The sequence below is a fragment of the Actinomadura sp. B10D3 genome, assembly GCF_039871695.1.
Lineage (GTDB): Bacteria > Actinomycetota > Actinomycetes > Streptosporangiales > Streptosporangiaceae > Spirillospora > Spirillospora madurae.
This window is the reverse complement of the sequence record NZ_JBDPLY010000023.1, coordinates 92,004-108,262: the sequence shown is the minus strand read 5'-3', so window position 1 is coordinate 108,262 and position 16,259 is coordinate 92,004. Positions and strand designations below refer to the sequence as shown.

18 protein-coding genes are annotated in these 16,259 nt (G+C 73.0%); 5 read left to right on the top strand and 13 right to left on the bottom strand.

Annotation, left to right across the window (positions count from 1 at the left end):
• The first annotated feature begins 5 nt into the window (after window positions 1–5).
• Window positions 6–1,151, top strand: a complete 1,146-nt coding sequence (locus ABGB11_RS29275) for a DUF6745 domain-containing protein (RefSeq protein WP_347637931.1) — start codon at window positions 6–8, stop codon at window positions 1,149–1,151.
• Between the two features lie 84 nt (window positions 1,152–1,235).
• Here the strand turns inward: ABGB11_RS29275 and ABGB11_RS29270 are convergent, their stop codons facing one another.
• From ABGB11_RS29270 to ABGB11_RS29225, 10 genes are all read right to left on the bottom strand, one after another.
• Window positions 1,236–1,622 (bottom strand): ATP-binding protein, encoded by a 387-nt coding sequence (locus ABGB11_RS29270; protein ID WP_347637929.1) that lies wholly within the window; start codon window positions 1,620–1,622, stop codon window positions 1,236–1,238.
• Between the two features lie 139 nt (window positions 1,623–1,761).
• Window positions 1,762–2,616, bottom strand: coding sequence for an STM4011 family radical SAM protein (locus ABGB11_RS29265; RefSeq protein ID WP_347637927.1), 855 nt, complete (start codon window positions 2,614–2,616; stop codon window positions 1,762–1,764).
• Window positions 2,616–3,896, bottom strand: coding sequence for an STM4012 family radical SAM protein (locus ABGB11_RS29260; RefSeq protein ID WP_347637925.1), 1,281 nt, complete (start codon window positions 3,894–3,896; stop codon window positions 2,616–2,618). The genes ABGB11_RS29265 and ABGB11_RS29260 overlap by 1 nt, the downstream gene beginning before the upstream one ends.
• A complete protein-coding gene (locus ABGB11_RS29255; protein ID WP_347637923.1) occupies window positions 3,893–4,684 on the bottom strand; it encodes an STM4013/SEN3800 family hydrolase in 792 nt (263 codons plus the stop codon). Before ABGB11_RS29255 ends, ABGB11_RS29260 begins: the two co-directional genes overlap by 4 nt.
• Complete coding sequence (locus ABGB11_RS29250) at window positions 4,681–5,763, bottom strand: STM4014 family protein (RefSeq protein ID WP_347637921.1); 1,083 nt, start codon at window positions 5,761–5,763, stop codon at window positions 4,681–4,683. The genes ABGB11_RS29255 and ABGB11_RS29250 overlap by 4 nt, the downstream gene beginning before the upstream one ends.
• Window positions 5,760–6,713 carry an STM4015 family protein gene (locus ABGB11_RS29245; protein WP_347637919.1) on the bottom strand — a complete coding sequence of 318 codons (954 nt, stop codon included), beginning with the start codon at window positions 6,711–6,713 and terminating at the stop codon, window positions 5,760–5,762. The genes ABGB11_RS29250 and ABGB11_RS29245 overlap by 4 nt, the downstream gene beginning before the upstream one ends.
• The gene (locus ABGB11_RS29240; protein WP_347637917.1) at window positions 6,710–7,681 is read right to left on the bottom strand and encodes an STM4015 family protein; all 972 of its coding nucleotides are present in this window, start codon (window positions 7,679–7,681) and stop codon (window positions 6,710–6,712) included. The genes ABGB11_RS29245 and ABGB11_RS29240 overlap by 4 nt, the downstream gene beginning before the upstream one ends.
• 88 nt (window positions 7,682–7,769) lie before the next feature.
• A complete protein-coding gene (locus tag ABGB11_RS29235; protein ID WP_347637915.1) occupies window positions 7,770–8,585 on the bottom strand; it encodes a MetQ/NlpA family ABC transporter substrate-binding protein in 816 nt (271 codons plus the stop codon).
• A 20-nt stretch (window positions 8,586–8,605) separates the two neighbouring features.
• Entirely contained in the window at window positions 8,606–9,205 is a 600-nt protein-coding gene (locus tag ABGB11_RS29230) for a methionine ABC transporter permease (protein ID WP_347638005.1), read from the bottom strand.
• Window positions 9,206–9,258: 53 nt separating this feature from the next.
• Window positions 9,259–10,263, bottom strand: a complete 1,005-nt coding sequence (locus tag ABGB11_RS29225) for an ATP-binding cassette domain-containing protein (protein ID WP_347637913.1) — start codon at window positions 10,261–10,263, stop codon at window positions 9,259–9,261.
• A gap of 554 nt (window positions 10,264–10,817) precedes the next feature.
• Between ABGB11_RS29225 and ABGB11_RS29220 the strand changes: the two genes are divergently transcribed.
• The 4 genes from ABGB11_RS29220 to ABGB11_RS29205 all read left to right on the top strand — a co-directional run bounded on the left by ABGB11_RS29220 (window position 10,818) and on the right by ABGB11_RS29205 (window position 13,564).
• Window positions 10,818–11,393 carry a hypothetical protein gene (locus tag ABGB11_RS29220; RefSeq protein ID WP_347637911.1) on the top strand — a complete coding sequence of 192 codons (576 nt, stop codon included), beginning with the start codon at window positions 10,818–10,820 and terminating at the stop codon, window positions 11,391–11,393.
• 33 nt (window positions 11,394–11,426) lie between these two features.
• Complete coding sequence (locus ABGB11_RS29215; protein ID WP_347637909.1) at window positions 11,427–12,008, top strand: TetR family transcriptional regulator; 582 nt, start codon at window positions 11,427–11,429, stop codon at window positions 12,006–12,008.
• Between the two features lie 79 nt (window positions 12,009–12,087).
• The gene (locus ABGB11_RS29210; protein WP_347637907.1) at window positions 12,088–12,837 is read left to right on the top strand and encodes an SDR family NAD(P)-dependent oxidoreductase; all 750 of its coding nucleotides are present in this window, start codon (window positions 12,088–12,090) and stop codon (window positions 12,835–12,837) included.
• 37 nt (window positions 12,838–12,874) lie between these two features.
• Window positions 12,875–13,564 (top strand): class I SAM-dependent methyltransferase, encoded by a 690-nt coding sequence (locus ABGB11_RS29205; protein WP_347637905.1) that lies wholly within the window; start codon window positions 12,875–12,877, stop codon window positions 13,562–13,564.
• Between the two features lie 189 nt (window positions 13,565–13,753).
• On the opposite strand, the gene ABGB11_RS29200 is transcribed toward ABGB11_RS29205, so the two are convergent.
• Genes ABGB11_RS29200 through ABGB11_RS29190 form a run of 3 tightly spaced genes read right to left on the bottom strand, consistent with a single transcriptional unit; the run spans window position 13,754 to window position 16,176 of the window.
• A complete protein-coding gene (locus ABGB11_RS29200) occupies window positions 13,754–14,359 on the bottom strand; it encodes a response regulator transcription factor (RefSeq protein WP_347637903.1) in 606 nt (201 codons plus the stop codon).
• Window positions 14,356–15,480 carry a histidine kinase gene (locus tag ABGB11_RS29195; protein ID WP_347637901.1) on the bottom strand — a complete coding sequence of 375 codons (1,125 nt, stop codon included), beginning with the start codon at window positions 15,478–15,480 and terminating at the stop codon, window positions 14,356–14,358. Before ABGB11_RS29195 ends, ABGB11_RS29200 begins: the two co-directional genes overlap by 4 nt.
• A 51-nt stretch (window positions 15,481–15,531) precedes the next feature.
• Complete coding sequence (locus tag ABGB11_RS29190; protein WP_347637899.1) at window positions 15,532–16,176, bottom strand: ABC transporter ATP-binding protein; 645 nt, start codon at window positions 16,174–16,176, stop codon at window positions 15,532–15,534.
• Window positions 16,177–16,259 lie beyond the last annotated feature (83 nt).

Sequence of the window (16,259 nt, the reverse complement as noted above, 5' to 3'; positions counted from 1 at the left end):
CCGGGATGCCCACCGGAACGGTACGCGAGACGCACTTCGTGGTCGGCGACTGGCAGGCGGTGGCGTTCACCGCCGCGCCCGCCGACCGCGCCCGGGCCGAGGCGGGCGTGGCCGCCGCCTACGCGTCCGCGGGGCTGGCCGCGCCGGAGCGGTACGTCTGGGTGCCCTCTCCCGCACGAGCGGCCGTCGCGGCGGCCGTCCTCGCCGGGGGGAGCGAGGCGCTGGAGGCCGCCGGTCTCGGCGACCTCGTCGACCGGGCGCGGGCCGACCTCGGTGACGGCGAGGCGGGCGGGAGCGTCCTGACCGAGGTGCGCACCCGCCCCTGGGAGGCGGAACGTGCGGCGGCCTACTCCGAACAGGGGCCGGAGCAGTGGCCGCGCACATGGGCGGAGACCGGCGGCCTGCTCTGGAGCCAGGTGCAGGCGCTGGTCGCGCGGGTGCGCGGCGCGATCGGCGAGCAGGCGCTCGGCCGGCCGGCCGAGAACCGGCGGGAGACCCCGCAGCAGGACGCGGCGGAGTCCCTGCTCCGCGCCGCCACGCTCGACGCGGTGCTGGGCCAGCACGACGCGCCGTGGCTCGCGCTGTTCGAGTCGCTCGGACGGCTGGACGGCCCGCTCGCCGGCCTGGCGGAGGTGGCCCGTTCGGCGGGCTGGTGGTGGCCCTACGAGCGGCTGGCGATCCTCACCGAGCGGCCGAGCGAGCTTCACCGCGACGAGCCGGGCCGGCTGCACCGCGGCGACGGCCCCGCCCTGGCCTACCCGGACGGGTTCGCGCTCCACGCGTGGCGCGGCATGCCGATCCCGCACGACTTCGTCGCGTCGCTGGCCGGCCTCACGCCCGACCGCATCTCCTCGGAGCAGAACGCCGAGCTGCGCCGCGTCATGCTGGAGATCTTCGGATACGACCGCTACCTGGCCGAGACCGGCGCGCGTCCCCTGCACCGGGACGAGACGGGCGTCCTGTGGTCGATCGACCTGCCGGGCGACGAGCCGGTGGTGATGGTCGAGGTGGTCAACTCCACCCCCGAGCCGGACGGCACGCACCGCACCTACTACCTGCGCGTCCCGCCCGGCACCCGCACGGCCCGCGCGGGCGTCGCCTGGACGTTCGGCGTGGACGAGGACGAATACCGCCCCGAGAAGCAGACCTGAACCCCTCGGCTGCCGGGGCGCATCCCCGGCCCGGCGGGCGTCCCCTGGTCGCACTTCCCCAGTAACCAGAGGACGCCCGCCCTTTCACGACGTGACGGTCTGCGCCCAGGTGACCTTCCCACCGGCGGTCGAACGCCAGCCCCAGGAGCGGGCGAGGGCGCCGACGAGCATGAGCCCGCGCCCGCCCTCGGCGTGGAGGTCGACGACGGGCGCGGCGGGGCCCTGCGGGTTGTCGTCCCACACCTCGACCATGGCGGTCGCGTCATCGAGCAGGTAGAGGACGAGCGTGATCGAGTTCGCGTGCCGGATCGCGTTGGTGACGAGTTCGCTGGTGATGAGTTCCAGGTCGCCGTTGACGTCGGCGCGGTTCCAGCCGTCCAGCGCCGCGCGCACCGTGTCGCGTGCGGCGCGCACGGCCGCGTCCACGGGTTTCAGCGCGAGGATGAAGTGGGGTCGTTCTCGATGGTCCACGGAACCGCCTAGGCTCGCCGGCTAAACGCAAGCATGCGCCCTCCGGGGCGGCCGTGCACGGGAACCGCCCGCTCTGCGATGACCGGCTCGGGCCGACGCCCGGCCGCCGGGCCGGGCCGGCACCGCGGCGGCCGACGGTTCAGGCCCGCCCGAGCAGGGCGGGGATGCGTTCCAGGACGCCTCCGGCGAACGTGTCGTAGAGGCCCAGCGGTTCGAGGTGGACGTAGCCGATGTGGCAGTCGCACGTGTCCAGCGGGCAGGGGCGCGGCGCGAGGGCGTCCCGGAACGAGCCGTCGTAGAGGTTGCCCAGCACGGACGGGACGAAGTGGCAGCGGCGCACCGTGCCGTCGCCGTCCACCGACACGACGCCGTCGCCGGTCCGGCACGGGAGCCCGCGGCTGGCGTGCGGGCGGCGGCTCACCGGGAACAGCGGGTCGATCTCCGTCCAGGACGCGGCCTCGGCGTCGTCGTAGACGCGTCCCTCGGCGGCGTTGACCCACAGGTAGGTTCCGGCCGGCAGGTCGGCGCGCAGGCGGCGGGCGGCGTCGAGATGGTCGGGCTGCCCGACGATCCCGACGCTGAAGCGGACGCCGCGGGCCGCCAGCTCTCGGCACTTGCCCAGGAAGCGTTCGTAGGGGACCTGGCCGGGGTGGTAGGTCGCCCACAACGCCAGCCGCGTGAGGTCGGCATCGGCCGTCCAGGACACGCGGTGGCTCAGGTTCGTCTGGATCGCGACCCGTTCGACGTGCGGAAGGTGACTCAGCTCGGTGAGGGCACGCCTGTACCAGGACCGTACGAGCCCCTCCCCCCACGGCGTGAACAGGACGGAGACGCGATGGCCGCACTCGGTGACCCACTCTGTGAAGCGTTCGAGCGCGGCACGGTCGGCGCGGAGTTGCTCCGGCGTGTCACGGCGCTTGGCGAACGGGCAGTACGGGCAGTCGTAGTCGCAGCTTGCGAGCGGCCCCCGGTAGAGGATCGTCAGGTGTTCCATCACCGCGCCTCGTAGGAGTCCATCAGGGCTTGGACACGGGACGAGAACAGGGCCGGGCCGATGGCATCGGAGTAGGCGAGCCCTTCCGGTGTCAGCCTCACAGTGGTTTCGGACGTCTCCAGCCACTCCCGATCTGCGAACGACTTGAGATCGCCGGGGAAGTCGTCCAGCGGGTCGGAGCCGAAGCGCGCACGGTAGGCGTCCCGGTCCACCCCCTCCACCTGCAGAAGGGACTGGACGAGATGGCGGCGCCGGCGCTCTTCGTCGTCCAGTTCGAACCCCACGCGAGCGGTGGTGAAGTCGGTCTCGCGCACGTAGTCGTCGATGATGGAACGCACCTGCCCGGCCCCGACCGCGTACTCGAAGGAGTAGTGCAGGCGGGACGTGTAGGAGCGAGCGCCGCAGCCCATGCCGACCATCCCGTCCGTCTGGCAGCAGTACTCCGTCCCGCCCGCGTCAGCGGAGGGCCGCCGGAACATGCGCATCGACACCTGCTCGTAGCCCTCGGCCAGAAGGTGGTCGCGTCCGATCCTGTAGAGGGTGAGGCGCTGGTCGTCCCAATCGCGGGCCCGGCGCCCCAGGCCGGTCAACGGACGGACGTACAACGGGTACAGATAGATCTCCTCCGGACGCCACACCAAGGCGGCGTCCAGGGAGTGCATCCATGTCGCGGGCGTCTGCCCGTCGATGCCGTAGATGAGGTCGATGTTGAGGACGGGGAAGCCGACGGCCCTGATCCGGTCCAGCGCGGCCTCCACGTCGGCGCGCTTCTGTGGACGGACGGCCGCACGCGCCTCCTCGTCCAGGAAGCTCTGCACCCCGATGGAGACGCGCGTCGTCCCGCGTTCGGCGAGGACGGTCAGCCGGTCCGTGGTGGCGGTCGCCGGGGACGTCTCCACGCCCAGCGGACCGGAGCCGAAGCCCTCGAACCGTCCGGCGATGTCGCAGAGCCGTTCCAGTTCGGGCGCCGTGAGGTAGGTGGGGGTTCCGCCGCCGAACGCCGCGGTGGCGAACGCCGGCCCGTCCAGGGCGTCCAGCACGCTCGTGGCCTGCCGGTCGAGCGCGTCCAGGTAGGCGCCGGTCAGCTCTTCGGGGGCACCGGTGCGGGTGAAGAGGTTACAGAAGCCACACCGCATCTCGCAGAAGGGCACGTGCAGGTAGAGGAAGAGCGCGTCCAACACCTCCCCCGCCCACACGTCCCGGAGAGTGGGCGCGGGTCGCAATGGACGGTAGGCGGTCTTGTGCGGGTACGCGTACACGTACCCCTGGTAGGGCTTCACGACAGAACGAACTCCCCGTAAGGAACGGTCCAGACGACCTCGTGGCCGATGCGGTGACCCACATGGCCGTCCTCTCCGTACGCCGTCCCATGGTCGGAACAGACGATGACGAAGCAGGGACGGCGCATCAGTTCGAACAACCGGCCGATATGGGCGTCGACATGCCGGAGTGCGGCGGCGTGGCTCGCCCGCGTATCGCCGGCCGAGCTTGTGGCGCCGTCCAGGTAGAACCAGTTGGGCTGGTGCAGGGACGCGACGTTCAGGAACAAGAACAGGCGGCGCTCGGCAGGCTGCCGCGCCACGATCTCGGCGACGCGGTCGATCTGGTTGGGCAGGGCGTCCGGATCGGTGACGCCGAACGCGCGTTCCCAGTGACTTTCCGCGAACAGCGACGGCAGTGCCGAACCGAGCGGCGTCAGCTTGTTGAAGAACCCGACGCCGCCCACGCAGACCGTGTGATAGCCGGCCGCGGAGAGACCGGACGGCAGGTCGGCGGCGTCGAACGTCCACGTGCCGGTGGCGGTGGTCTCGCTGCCCGGGAACGCCCCGGCGAACAGGCGCGGATGCGGTCCGGGCGACGCGGGGGTGGGCAGGAACCCCGCCAGCATCGCGGCGTGCGCGGCGTAGGTGAAGCTGCCCGGCGTGTGGCGGCGCTCCCAGCGGCCGCCCGGCAGGAGACCTGTGAGCATGGGCGTCCTGCCGGACGCGGCGAGCTCGGCGGCCACGTCGTAGCGCAGCGTGTCGAGGGTCACCAGCAGCACGTCGTGGCTGCCGATGATCTCGTTCATGTCGTACATGCGGCGGCGATCTCCGGCATGGCGGCCTTGACCTGGGCAGCATAGGTGTCGAGCCCCTCGGCGGAGCTTCCGGGCAAGCCGGTCAGCCCCGGGAGCAGGTCGCCGAAGGCGTTCACCTCGCACACCGAGAACCGCTTCAGCCCGTGCCCGACAAGGAGATCGACTCCGACCATCGGGCTGGACGGGAAACAGGCCGCCGCCCGCGCGCACACGTCCAGCGCCCGGCGCCAGCCGTCCTCCCCGAGCGCGCTCCGCACCGCGCCGAGATCTCCCCTGGCGCCGCCCAGGTGCAGGTTGGTCATCGGGGAAAGGCTCGTCCGGACGACCGCGTGGGTGGGTTCCCCGCGGACGACGACCACGCGCAGGTCGAACACGCGCCCGCCGAGGGTGGCCTTCGGCAGCCACCGCTCGACGTGCAGGCCGTCCGGCGCGAGCAGGTCGATCAGCGCCGCGACCTCCTCCTCGGTCTCGTACGAGCGCACGCGCAGGGAGTTGAACAACCGGTCCCCCGCCAGGAGCGCCGACGTCACGGCCCTCACCCGGCCAGGGGCGGTCTGCAGGGCGACCACCCCGGAGGCGGACGAGCCGTGCGCCGGCTTCACGAACACCCGCCGCTCCCCCGCCTCGTCCATCCGCGAGCGGAGCGCCGCATACCCGTCGACACCGGGCAGCGCGGCCGGGACGGGCACCCCGGCCGACAGCAGCCGGGCGTGCGCGCGCCGCTTGTCGAACATCACCCCGATCTCCTCGACGTCACCGAGGATCCGGGCGCCGGACGCCGCGGCCGACGACGCCAGGCGGCGCAGAGCGGCCGAGAACGTCCGGTGCCAGCGGGCCCCGCCGCCCACCCGGGCGGGCTCGCCCGGGCCGCGCAGCAGCGCGTCGGCCGCGGGGTCCTCACCCGGCGAGTCGATGCGGACCAGGTCGCCTTCCTCGAAGGCGAGCGGGGCGCCGCTCAGCACGTCCGTCCAGGGGACGAGCCGCGGCGCGGGCAGCCCGGCCGACCGGCACGCCCGCGCGAACAGCACGGGACGCCGGTCGCCGGGCGTCCCGACCACCGCGAACGTCATTCCGACACCGCGACGTAGAGGGCGCTCGCGGCCCATTCGTCACCGACCCATCCCGCCTTGCCCACCGCGTCGCGCAGGTCGAGCTCGACTCCCGGCAGGGCGGCCTTCAGCCGCTCCACCATCGGCTCGCTCAGGAAGGCATGGTGGAGATCCAGCCTCCGCAGGTGGGTGAGGGGCTGCCCGGCCAGCAGCGCCTCGGCGCCCCGGTCGCTGAGCATCCCCATCGCCAGGCTGAGCGACTCCAGCCGCGGGACGACCGGTGCGCTCGCGAGGGCCTCCGCCAGCTCGTCCTGGAACGGGCCGTTCTCCAGGCCGAGGTGCTTCAGCGAGGGGAACCGCTCACCGGTCAGGACGGGCGCGTAGTCGCCTGCCTCCGACGACCCGGCGTACCACTCGGACCCGATCCACAGGTCCAGGTGCTCCAGGGCGGGCAGGTCGCCGGCCATCACCGTCCGGGCGACCTCGGCCGGCAGCCCGCCCGACTCGATCCGCAGCACCGTGAGCCGCTCGCTGCGGATCGGCTCGAACCGCAGGTCCGAGGCACCGCGGATCTCGAAGTGCTCCAGGTCCGGGTACGCCTCGAACAGCGGCGAGATGTCACCGTTCTTGATCCAGGAGATGTGCAGGTCCCAGTCGAGGATGTCGCCGAGGAACAGCGCCCGCAGGTTCGGCAGGCGCTCGGCGTTGTCCACCAGCCAGCCCACCGGGGAGAACTCCTCGGGGTCGAACCCCCAGAAGCCGATGACGAGGTGGGTGACCCGCGCGGTGTCGACCTTCTCCAGGAAGAGGTCGAGGTTCTCCGGGACCTCCGCGCCCCACACGCCGTTGTCGGCGACGTGGTGGTAGACGCCCCAGGCGACGTCCTCGGGCGCGGGCAGCGGGCCGTCCGGCTCGCCGTCGAAGGTGTGCACGGGCAGTCCCGCGAAGGTGGACAGGCGCTCCTGGATCATTCGGAGACCGCGATGTAGTGCCAGTCGCCGTCCGGCTTCTCCTGCTCGTCCAGGTCGACCTCGACGCCCGGCAGCGCCGCCCGCACCCGCTCGACCATCGCGTCGGACAGGAAGTGGTGGTGCAGGTCGAGCTTGCGCAGGTGGGTGAGCGGCTGGCCGGACAGCAGCGCCTCGGCGCCCTGGTCGGTCAGGATGCCCATCGCCAGGCTCAGCGACTCCAGCCGCGCCACGACGGGCGCGCCCGCGACGGCCGCCGCGATCTCGTCCTGGATCTCGCTGTCCTCCAGGCCGAGGTGGCGCAGCGCGGGCAGCCGCTCGCCGCTCAGGAACGGCGCCAGGTCGGCGACGGTCGTGTCGCCGCCGTAGTTCTCCTCGCCGAGCCACAGGTCGAGGTGCTCCAGGTTCGGCAGCTCGCTCGCCCCGACGGCCCGCACGACCGAGGCCGGCAGCCCTCCCGACTCGAACCGCAGCACCTTCAGCCGCTCGCTGCTCACCGGTTCGAGGACGAGCCCCTGCGCGCCGCGCACCTCGAACCGCTCCAGGCCGGGGAACGCGGCGAACAGGGGCGTGATGTCGGAGTGCTCGATCCAGGAGATCTCCGCTTCCTCACCGGTGATGTCCCCGAGGAACAGGGCCCGCAGCCTCGGGAAGGACGCGGCCGCCTCGGTCAGGAGCGCGACCGGGTCGGCGGCGCCGTCGTCGTAGGACGCGCCCCAGTAGCCGATGATCAGCGCGGTGATCTCGGTGGTGTCGACGGTCTTCAGGAACCGGGCGAAGACGTCACCGAACGCCTCCTCGTCGAAGGACGTGCCGACGAACCAGGCGGCCTCGCCGGCGGGCGGGAGGTCCGCTCCGGTGACGGGATCGGCGCCGCGCCCGTCGTCGTCCTCCTCCTCGGCGCCGGTGTCCTCGTTGAACGTGGCCACCGGCAGGCCGACATACTCCTCAAGGTGCTCGTATACGCCCATGGTTCCCTTTCGCGAGATCGTCGGCACATGTCCTATCAGGGCGGGCGGACATCCGGCGTCGCTTTCCGCGCGAAGGGGGTCACCGGGCTCAGGTCGCGATCAGAACCGACCCCTTGTACTTGTCCTCGACGAACTTCTTGACCTCCGGCCCCTGCAGCAGCTGGACGAGCTTCTTCACGCGGGGGTCGTCCTTGTTCTCCGGCAGCGTGACGATGCCGTTGGCGTACGGGTTGCCCTCGGCCTTCTCCGCGACGAGCGCGTCCTTGTTCGGCGCCAGTCCGGCCTCGATGGCGTAGTTGCCGTTGATCACCGACAGGTCGACGTCCTCCAGCGAGCGGGGCAGCTGCGCGGCCTTCAGCGGCTTGAACTTCAGGCCCTTGGGGTTGCTCGCGATGTCCCGCTCGGTCGCACTCGCGGGCGCGTTCGGCTTGAGTGTGAGCAGGCCGTTGTCGGCGAGCAGCTTCAGCGAGCGCCCCTCGTTGGCCGGGTCGTTGGGGACGGCCACGGTCGCGCCCTGTGGAACGGACTGCAGGTCCTTCACCTTCTTGGAGTACACGCCGAGCGGTTCCAGGTGGACGGGCGCGACGAACGCCAGCTTCGTCCCGGACTTCTTCTCGAACTCCTCCATGAACGGTACGTGCTGGAAGTAGTTGGCGGTGACCTGCTTCTCCTTCAGCGCCGTGTTCGGCTGCTGGTAGTCGTTGAAGGTCACGATGTCGAGCTCAAGGCCGGCCTTGCCGGCGAGGTCGTTCTTGACGTAGGTGAGGATGTCGCCGTGCGGGACGGGGTTGACCGCGACCTTCAGCGGCGCGTCCGGGTCGTCCGACGCCGACGACGATCCGCAGGCGGTCAGGCCCGCGAGGAGCACGGCGGAGGCCAGCGCGGTGGTGATCTTGCGGAGCACGAGGGGTGCCTTTCTGTGCGTTACCTGTGAGTGAGACGGCGGGCGACGATGTCCCCCGCGGCCTGGATGAGCAGGACCAGGACGATCAGCAGCGCCACGGTGGCGACCATGACCTTGGTCTCGAAGCGCTCGTAGCCGTAGACGACGGCGAGGTTGCCGAGCCCGCCGCCGCCGACCGTCCCGGCCATGGCCGTGTAGCCGATCAGCGCGATGACGGTGACGGTCAGGCCGGACACCAGGCCGGGCCGCGCCTCGCGCAGCATGACCTTGCCGACGATCTCCCGGCGGGTGGCGCCCATCGCGTCCGCCGCGGCGAGCACGCCCGGGTCGACCTCGCGCAGCGCGATCTCGACGAGCCGGGCGTAGAAGGGGATGGCCCCCACGGTCAGCGGGACGATCGCGGCGGCGTTGCCGATGCTGGTGCCGACGACGATCCGGGTGAACGGGATGATCGCCACCATCAGGATCAGGAACGGCAGCGAGCGGCCGACGTTGACGACCACGCCGAGCACGGCGTTGAGCGGCGGCGCGGGCAGCAGCCCGCCGCGCTCGGTCACCACCAGCAGCACGCCGAGCAGCAGCCCGAACGCGGCGGTGAGCAGCGTCGCGACGCCGGTCATGTAGAGGGTGTCCACGGTCGCCGGCCACAGCAGCGGCATGACCTCGTCCCAGCTCATCGGGGGTCCTCCTGTGCGGGGTTCTTCAGCTCCACGGCCAGTCCGGACTCGCGCAGGAACGCGAGCTGCGCGGCGTTGAGCGACGGGTCGCCGGGCAGTTCGAGCTGGAGCCTGCCGACGCGCTCGCCGCCGACGGTCTCCACGGCGCCGCCGAGGATGTTGACGTCGACCGAGTACTTGCGGGCCAGCGCCGACACGAACGGCTCCCCGGTCGCCTCGCCGGTGAACGTGACCTCGATGACGGTCGTGCCGTCGCGGGGCTCGGCCGGCGGCAGCGGGAACAGGCCGCGGGCGAGTTCGGAGCCGGGCCGGGCGAGCAGCTCCCGGACCGGCCCCGACTCGGTGAGCCGGCCGTCCCGCATGACCGCGGCCGAGTCGCAGATGCGCTTGACCACGTCCATCTCGTGGGTGATCAGCAGGACGGTGAGGCCGAGGCGCCGGTTGAGGTCGCGCAGAAGCTCCAGGATCGACGCGGTCGTCTCCGGGTCGAGCGCGGACGTCGCCTCGTCCGACAGCAGCACCTTCGGCCGTCCGGCGAGGGCGCGGGCGATGCCGACGCGCTGCTTCTGCCCGCCGGAGATCTGCGCCGGGTAGGCCCCGGCGTGCTCGGCCAGCCCCACGAGGTCGAGCAGCTCGGCGACGCGTCCGGCCCGCTCCGCGCGCGGGACGCCCATGACCTCCAGCGGGAACGCGACGTTCCCGGCGACCGTCCGGCTGCCGAGCAGGCCGAAGTGCTGGTGGATCATGCCGATGCCCTGGCGCGCCCTGCGCAGCTCCCCGCCGCGCAGCGCGAGCAGGTCCCGGCCGCCGACCACCACGCGGCCCTCGTCCGGACGCTCCAGCAGGTTGACGCAGCGCAGCAGGGTGCTCTTGCCGGCACCGCTGCGGCCGAGCACGCCGAAGACCTCGCCCTCGGCGACGGCCAGGTCGACGCCGTCGACGGCGGTCACCTCGCGGCCTCGGCCGCGGTAGACCTTACGAAGTTTCTCGATCTGAATCACAGGGAATCACCCATGCGGACGGGGGCCACCGGACGGGCGGCGCGGATCAGGACGTGGCCGGGCGGCGCGGGGCGCTCAGGAGAGACCGGGCGGGTACGGCGCGTGGCCCAGCAGGTGGTGTTCGATGCTCATGCGCGGCTCGGGTGTCGGGACGGGCTCGCTTCGGGGCGCGAGGCTCGGGCGGGGGCCCTCAGCGGTCACACATTCGCCGGCAACACGTACGCCGCGTGGCCCGCGGCATGGGCGGGCGGTGCTCGCGGCACAGGCGTACGGAAGGCATGTCAGCAGTTAACCGGCTCGACGCCACTGACCGCAAATCCATCGGGTGTGACACCGATCGCTCTCATCCCCGGGCGGCGATCGCCCTGCCCGCGCGGGCGCCCGGGCCGGCGAGCACGAGATCGTCCAGAGGGTGAAGCCCGGATGGCAAAGCCTTGACGGGAGTACCTCAGACGGGTGAAACCAGACGAGCCGGACCTCTAGAGTGAGGGGCACGTGGGGGCCCTCTTGCGGGAGGGCCCTTTGCCCTGCCTGCATGATCAGAGGTCCCCCAGATGAACGACCACGAGGTGCACGAGGAGTGCATGCGGCTCCTCAGGGACGGCCTCCCCGTCCCCGCTCCCGCCACCTTCGAGGAGGGCCGGGACTTCCTTCCGCTCGGGCTCGACATGGACGGCGACGTCGCCGTCGTCACGTTCCTGCACCAGTGGGGGGACGCCGCTTCCGCGTTCATCGAGGGCTGGACGTTCCACCGTCGCGACGGCGAGTGGCGCGAACTGGGCGGTGCAGGCGGGTCGGCCCCCGCCGAGCCGCTGGCCCGGCGCTCGTCCGGCGAGATGGGGCGCCACCTGCTCAAGTACGGCTCGGGCCGGACGGTCCGCAACTCCAACCGGCTGCTGCCGTGGGGCGCCAAGTGGGTGAACGAGGCGCGACTGCGGGCCTCGGCGGAGGTCGTGCGGGTCCGGGTGGGCAAGCGGATCCTGGACGTCCCCGAGCACGGGCACGTCGTGGTGGTGTGGGGCGCCCGCCGCGGCCCGGTCGTCGAGGCGCTGGCCGCCGACGGGTCCGTCCTGGACGCCCTCGACCTCGACCGCCCGTTCGTCTCGGCGCGCCCCAAGGCCGATATTTGACCGTTCGTTCTGGAACGGTCTAAGGTCCGTGCCATGGCACGGACGAAGGAGTTCGACCCGGACGCGGTCCTGCAGCGTGCCCTGGAGCTGTTCTGGGAGCGCGGGTACGAGGCGACGTCCATGGCCGACCTCGTCGCCCACCTCGGCGTCGCCCGCGCCAGCCTGTACGCGACGTTCGGCGGCAAGCGCGAGCTGTACCTGAAGGCCCTCGAACGCTACGTCCAGCTCACGGACCCGCAGATCGCCGAGGCGCTGTCGCGCCCCGGCCCCGTGCTGCCGGCGGTGCGGGAACTGATCGAGCGCTTCGCCGAGGAGTCCGGGCGCGACCGTCCGCGGCGCGGCTGCCTCGTCGTGAACACGGCCGTCGAGCTGGCCGCGCACGACGCCGACGCCGCGCGGCTCGTCGAGGCGAGCTGGAGCTTTCTGGAGGCATCGCTCACCTCGGCCCTGACCCGTGCGCGGGCCCAGGGGGAGCTGCCTCCCGGCAAGGACCCGCGGGCGCTGGCCCGCCTGCTGCTCGTCCTCTTCCAGGGCATGCGCGTCCTGGGGCGCGCACCGGCCGACGACGGCCGGCTCCGGGGCGCGACCCGCGAGGCCATCGCCCTCTTCGACTGACCGTCCACCGCCCCGCCGTTCGGCGGGGCTTCTTCCGGCCCTTATTCAAGACCGATCGATCTAGTATTTGGAGTCCACCATGCGATTCAGTGACGCGGTCGTCCTCATCACCGGCGGCGCGGGCGGCATCGGCCGCGCCACAGCCCGGGCGTTCACCCGCGAGGGCGCCACGGTCGTCCTCGCCGGGCGCGACGCGACCACCCTGGCCGAGGCCGTCAAGGAGATCGGGCCCGGCCACGCCGACCACGTCGTCGCGGACGTGACCGACCCCGCCTCCGCCGCCCGGATGGTCGAGACGGTCGCCGCGCGCCACGGCGCCCTGCACGTCGCGGTCAACAACGCCGGGATCCTCGCCGGCGCCGGTCCCGTCGCCGACATCGACACCGCCGCCTGGGACGCCGTCCTCGCGACCAACCTGACCGGCACGTTCCTCTCGCTGAAGCACGAGGTCGCCTACATGCGGGCCCACGGCGGCGGGGCGATCGTCAACGTCTCGTCCAACATCGGGCCGCACGGGCGCCGCCCCGGGCTGGCGGCGTACGCGGCCTCCAAGGCGGGCGTCAGCGTCCTGACGCGCACGGCCGCCCTCGACCACATCGCCGACGGTGTCCGCATCAACGCCGTCAGCCCGGGGGCCAGCGACACCCCGATGTCGCTCCGGCCCGGGGAGACCCCGGCCGGCCGGGCGGAGCGGATGCGCGCGTCGGCCCCGTCCGGCCGCGTGGCGGACACCTCGGAGGTGGCGGAGACGATCCTGTGGCTGGCGTCGGACGCCGCGTCCCACGTCGTCGGGCACGACCTCGTCGTCGACGGAGGCGTCACCGCCTGACACGCTTCCGCAGCGGTTCTTCGGGCAAACTCACGGCATGGCCCTCACACCCGACTACGACTCAGACCCGGAGCGCTTCCGCCTGGCCAGCAGGGTCACCGGGAAGTACCTGATCGGGGCGCGGAGCCTGCACGACCACATCGCCTCGAAGCTGCTGCACTCGGGCGCGTCCCGCGTCCTGGACATCGGCTGCGGGGAGGGCGCCCTCGCCGGCGCGCTCCCCGACCCGCCGCCGTTCACGTTCGTGGGGCTGGACGCGTCCGGCGTCCTGCTGCGCGCCCACCCGCCCCCGCGCGTCCAGGCGGACGCGCTGCGCCTGCCGTTCCGGGACGGCGCGTTCGACGCCGCCGTGGCCGTCAACATGCTCTACCACCTGGACGACCCGCGCGGCGCGCTCCGCGAGGCCCGCCGCGTCCTCGCCCCGGGCGGGCTGCTGCTGGTCACCGCGATCTGCCGCACCGACAGCCCCGAACTGGCCCCCGTCTGGCGTCCCGAGCCGACCCCCTTCGACGCCGAGGACGCCCCGGCCCGCGTCTGCGAGGTCTTCGGCGAGGTCGAGGTGGAGCGCTGGGACGCCCCGCTGCTCACCCTCCCCGACCCGGCGGCCGTCCGCGACTACCTGATAGCCCGCCACGTCCCCCGCCCCCAGGCCGCCGAGGCCGCCACCCAGCTCAACACCCCTCTCCCCGTAACCAAACGAGGCTCCCTCGTCCTAGCCCGCCGCTGAAAGCCCGGCCATCACCGCAACCACGCGTCGACCGGGCCACCGCGATCGCGTCCGAAGGCAGGGGCGAGCGAAGCGAGACCCTGATCGCGCAGCGAGCCGCCAGGCGAGCCGGAGCGATGCCAGCGATCGCCCGCGTTTCTCGACGATGGAGGGCGCCCAGCGCCCGAAGGAGGAGAGAAATGCCAATAACTAGAGCCATCCGAGATCTCGGGCGGTCCGGGCGGCGGTGTGGCGGTTGTCGGTGCCGAGTTTGGTGACGGCGGACGACAGGTAGTTGCGGACGGTGCCCTCGGAGAGGCCGAGGGTGCGCGCGATGCGGGAGACGGGGGCGCCGTCGGCGGCGGCGCGGAGGGTGTCGAGTTCGCGCGGGGTGAGGGGGCATTCCTCGGCGGCGAGGGCGTCGGCGGCCAGCTGGGGGTCGATGTAGCGGGCGCCCGCGGCGACCTGCCGGATGACCTCGGCGAGGCGGCGGCCGGGGGCGTCCTTACCGAGGAAACCGCGAACGCCGGCGGCCATGGCGCGGCGCAGGTTGCCGGGGCGGCCGTGCGCGGTGACGATCACCAGGCGGCAGCCGGGCAGGTCGCGGGCGAGGCGCTCGGCGGCGGCGAGGCCGTCGAGGCCGGGCATGTCGATGTCGAGGACGGCGACGTCGGGCTTGAGGCCGAGGGCGCGTTCGACGGCCTCGTCACCGCGGCCGACGTCGGCAACGACCTCGATGCCGTCCTCGGTCTCCAGCAGCAGGACGAGCGCCTCCCTGATGAGCAGGTGGTCGTCGGCCAGCAGCACGCGGATCATGCGTCTCCCTCCGCGGGGACGGCGGCGGTCACCCGGAACGTCCCGTCGCCCGCGGGACCGGCCGCGAACTCGCCGCCGGCGGCGGCGAGGCGTTCGCCGAGGCCGGCCAGGCCGGTGCCGCCGGCGGACGCGCGGCGCGCGGCGCCGTCGTTGACGATCTCCAGCCGGACGCCGTCCCGGCCGGTGCGGACGCTGATCTCGCACCAGGTGGCGCTGGAGTGCCGCAGGACGTTGGTGGCCGCCTCGCGGGCGACCCAGCCGAGCGGCTCGTGGACGTGGGCGGGCAGCGACGGCGACACCTCGGGGCGCTCGCAGCGGATGCCGGCGGCGCGCAGGACGGCGGACATGCCGTCCAGCTCGGTGCGCAGGGACGTGGTGCGGTAGCCGCGGACGACCTCCCGGACGTCGCGGACGGCGTCCCGGGCCATGGTCTGGATCTCGGTCAGCTCCTTGCGGACGCGCCCGTCGTCGCGTTCCACGAACCGCTCGGCGACCTCGGCGCGCAGCGCGACGGCCTGGAGGCTGTGGCCGAGGACGTCGTGCAGGTCGCGGGCGAAGCGGAGCCGTTCCTCCCCCACCGCGGAGCGGGCCAGCTCGGCGCGCGCCTCGCGGAGTTCCTGGACGACGTGGAACAGCCAGACGGTGACGTATCCGGAGAAGGCGGCGAGGGGCACGCCCGTCACCTCGTACAGCACGGCGAGGGGCGGAAGGCCCAGGAACGCCCCGTAGAGGGGCGTCAGGACGGTCGCCGCGGCCGTGACGGCGACCGCCTCGCGCAGCGGGAGGACGACGGCGATCAGCCCGGCGGGGACGAGGAGCGCGTTGCCCCAGCCCTGGCCGGTGCCGAGCAGCGGCGGCAGCGCCCAGCAGATCGCGCCGATCGCGGCGAGGCCGAGCCGGTGCGCGGGGGCGGTGCGGCGCATCAGGTTCTGCCACAGGAGCCGGGCGTAGAGGACGAACGCGGCGCCGGTCCCGGTGACGGCGATGATCAGGAGTCCCGGGTCGCGCCGGTGCGCGATCTCGTACCAGAGCGCGGGCAGCAGGAGTCCGGCCAGCGTGAACGCCGTCATCCCCACGATGATCGCGGCGATGGCGGTGAGGCGCGGGATCCGGGGCTGCACGCGCCCAGCGTATGCGGCGGGCACGGCGGTCGCGCGGCGTCCGGCCGGCGGTCAGGCGGCCCGGAGGCGGGCGGCGTCCCGGCCGGTCACCAGGCATCCCTCGTCCAGGACCCCGACCCGGTCGGCGCGGCACGCCTCGTCGGGATCACGGGTCGCGACCACCGCGGTGACGCCCTCCGCGGCCAGCGTCAGCAGGACGGCCCACACCTCGCGCGCCGCGGCGGCGTCGAGGCCGGCGGTGGGTTCGTCGAGGAACAGCACGTCCGACCGTCCGATCAGGGCGAGCGCCAGGTCGAGCAGGCGTCGCCGCCCCGCGGTCAGGCGTTCGAAGGGAACGTCGGCGACGTGCGTGAGGCGCGCCAGCCGGAGGGCCTCGTCGCGGGTGAGCGGGTCGAGCGTCCAGCGCCGCCAGGTGCCGACGACCTCGGCGACGGTCAGCCCGGGGAACAGGCCGCCGTCGTGCCAGACGGCCCCGGCGCGGGCGGCGTCGCGGTCGGTGTAGGGGTCGGCGCCGCGGAGGCGCACGGTTCCGCCGGTCGGACGCCGGAGTCCCGCGAGCATCTCCAGAAGCGTCGTCTTGCCTGAGCCGTAGCGGCCCAGCAGCGCGTAGACCTCCCCCTGCGCCACCGTGAAGGAGACGCTGCGCACGGCCTCGTTCAGGTCCAGGTCGCGTACCTCGATCACGGGTGCCTTCATGGTGTCCATGCTGTCCGGTGGCCGTGCGGACGTGCAGTCACAGGCGTCAGAAGGCGATCGTGAGGAACGCAGGGGCGGCCACT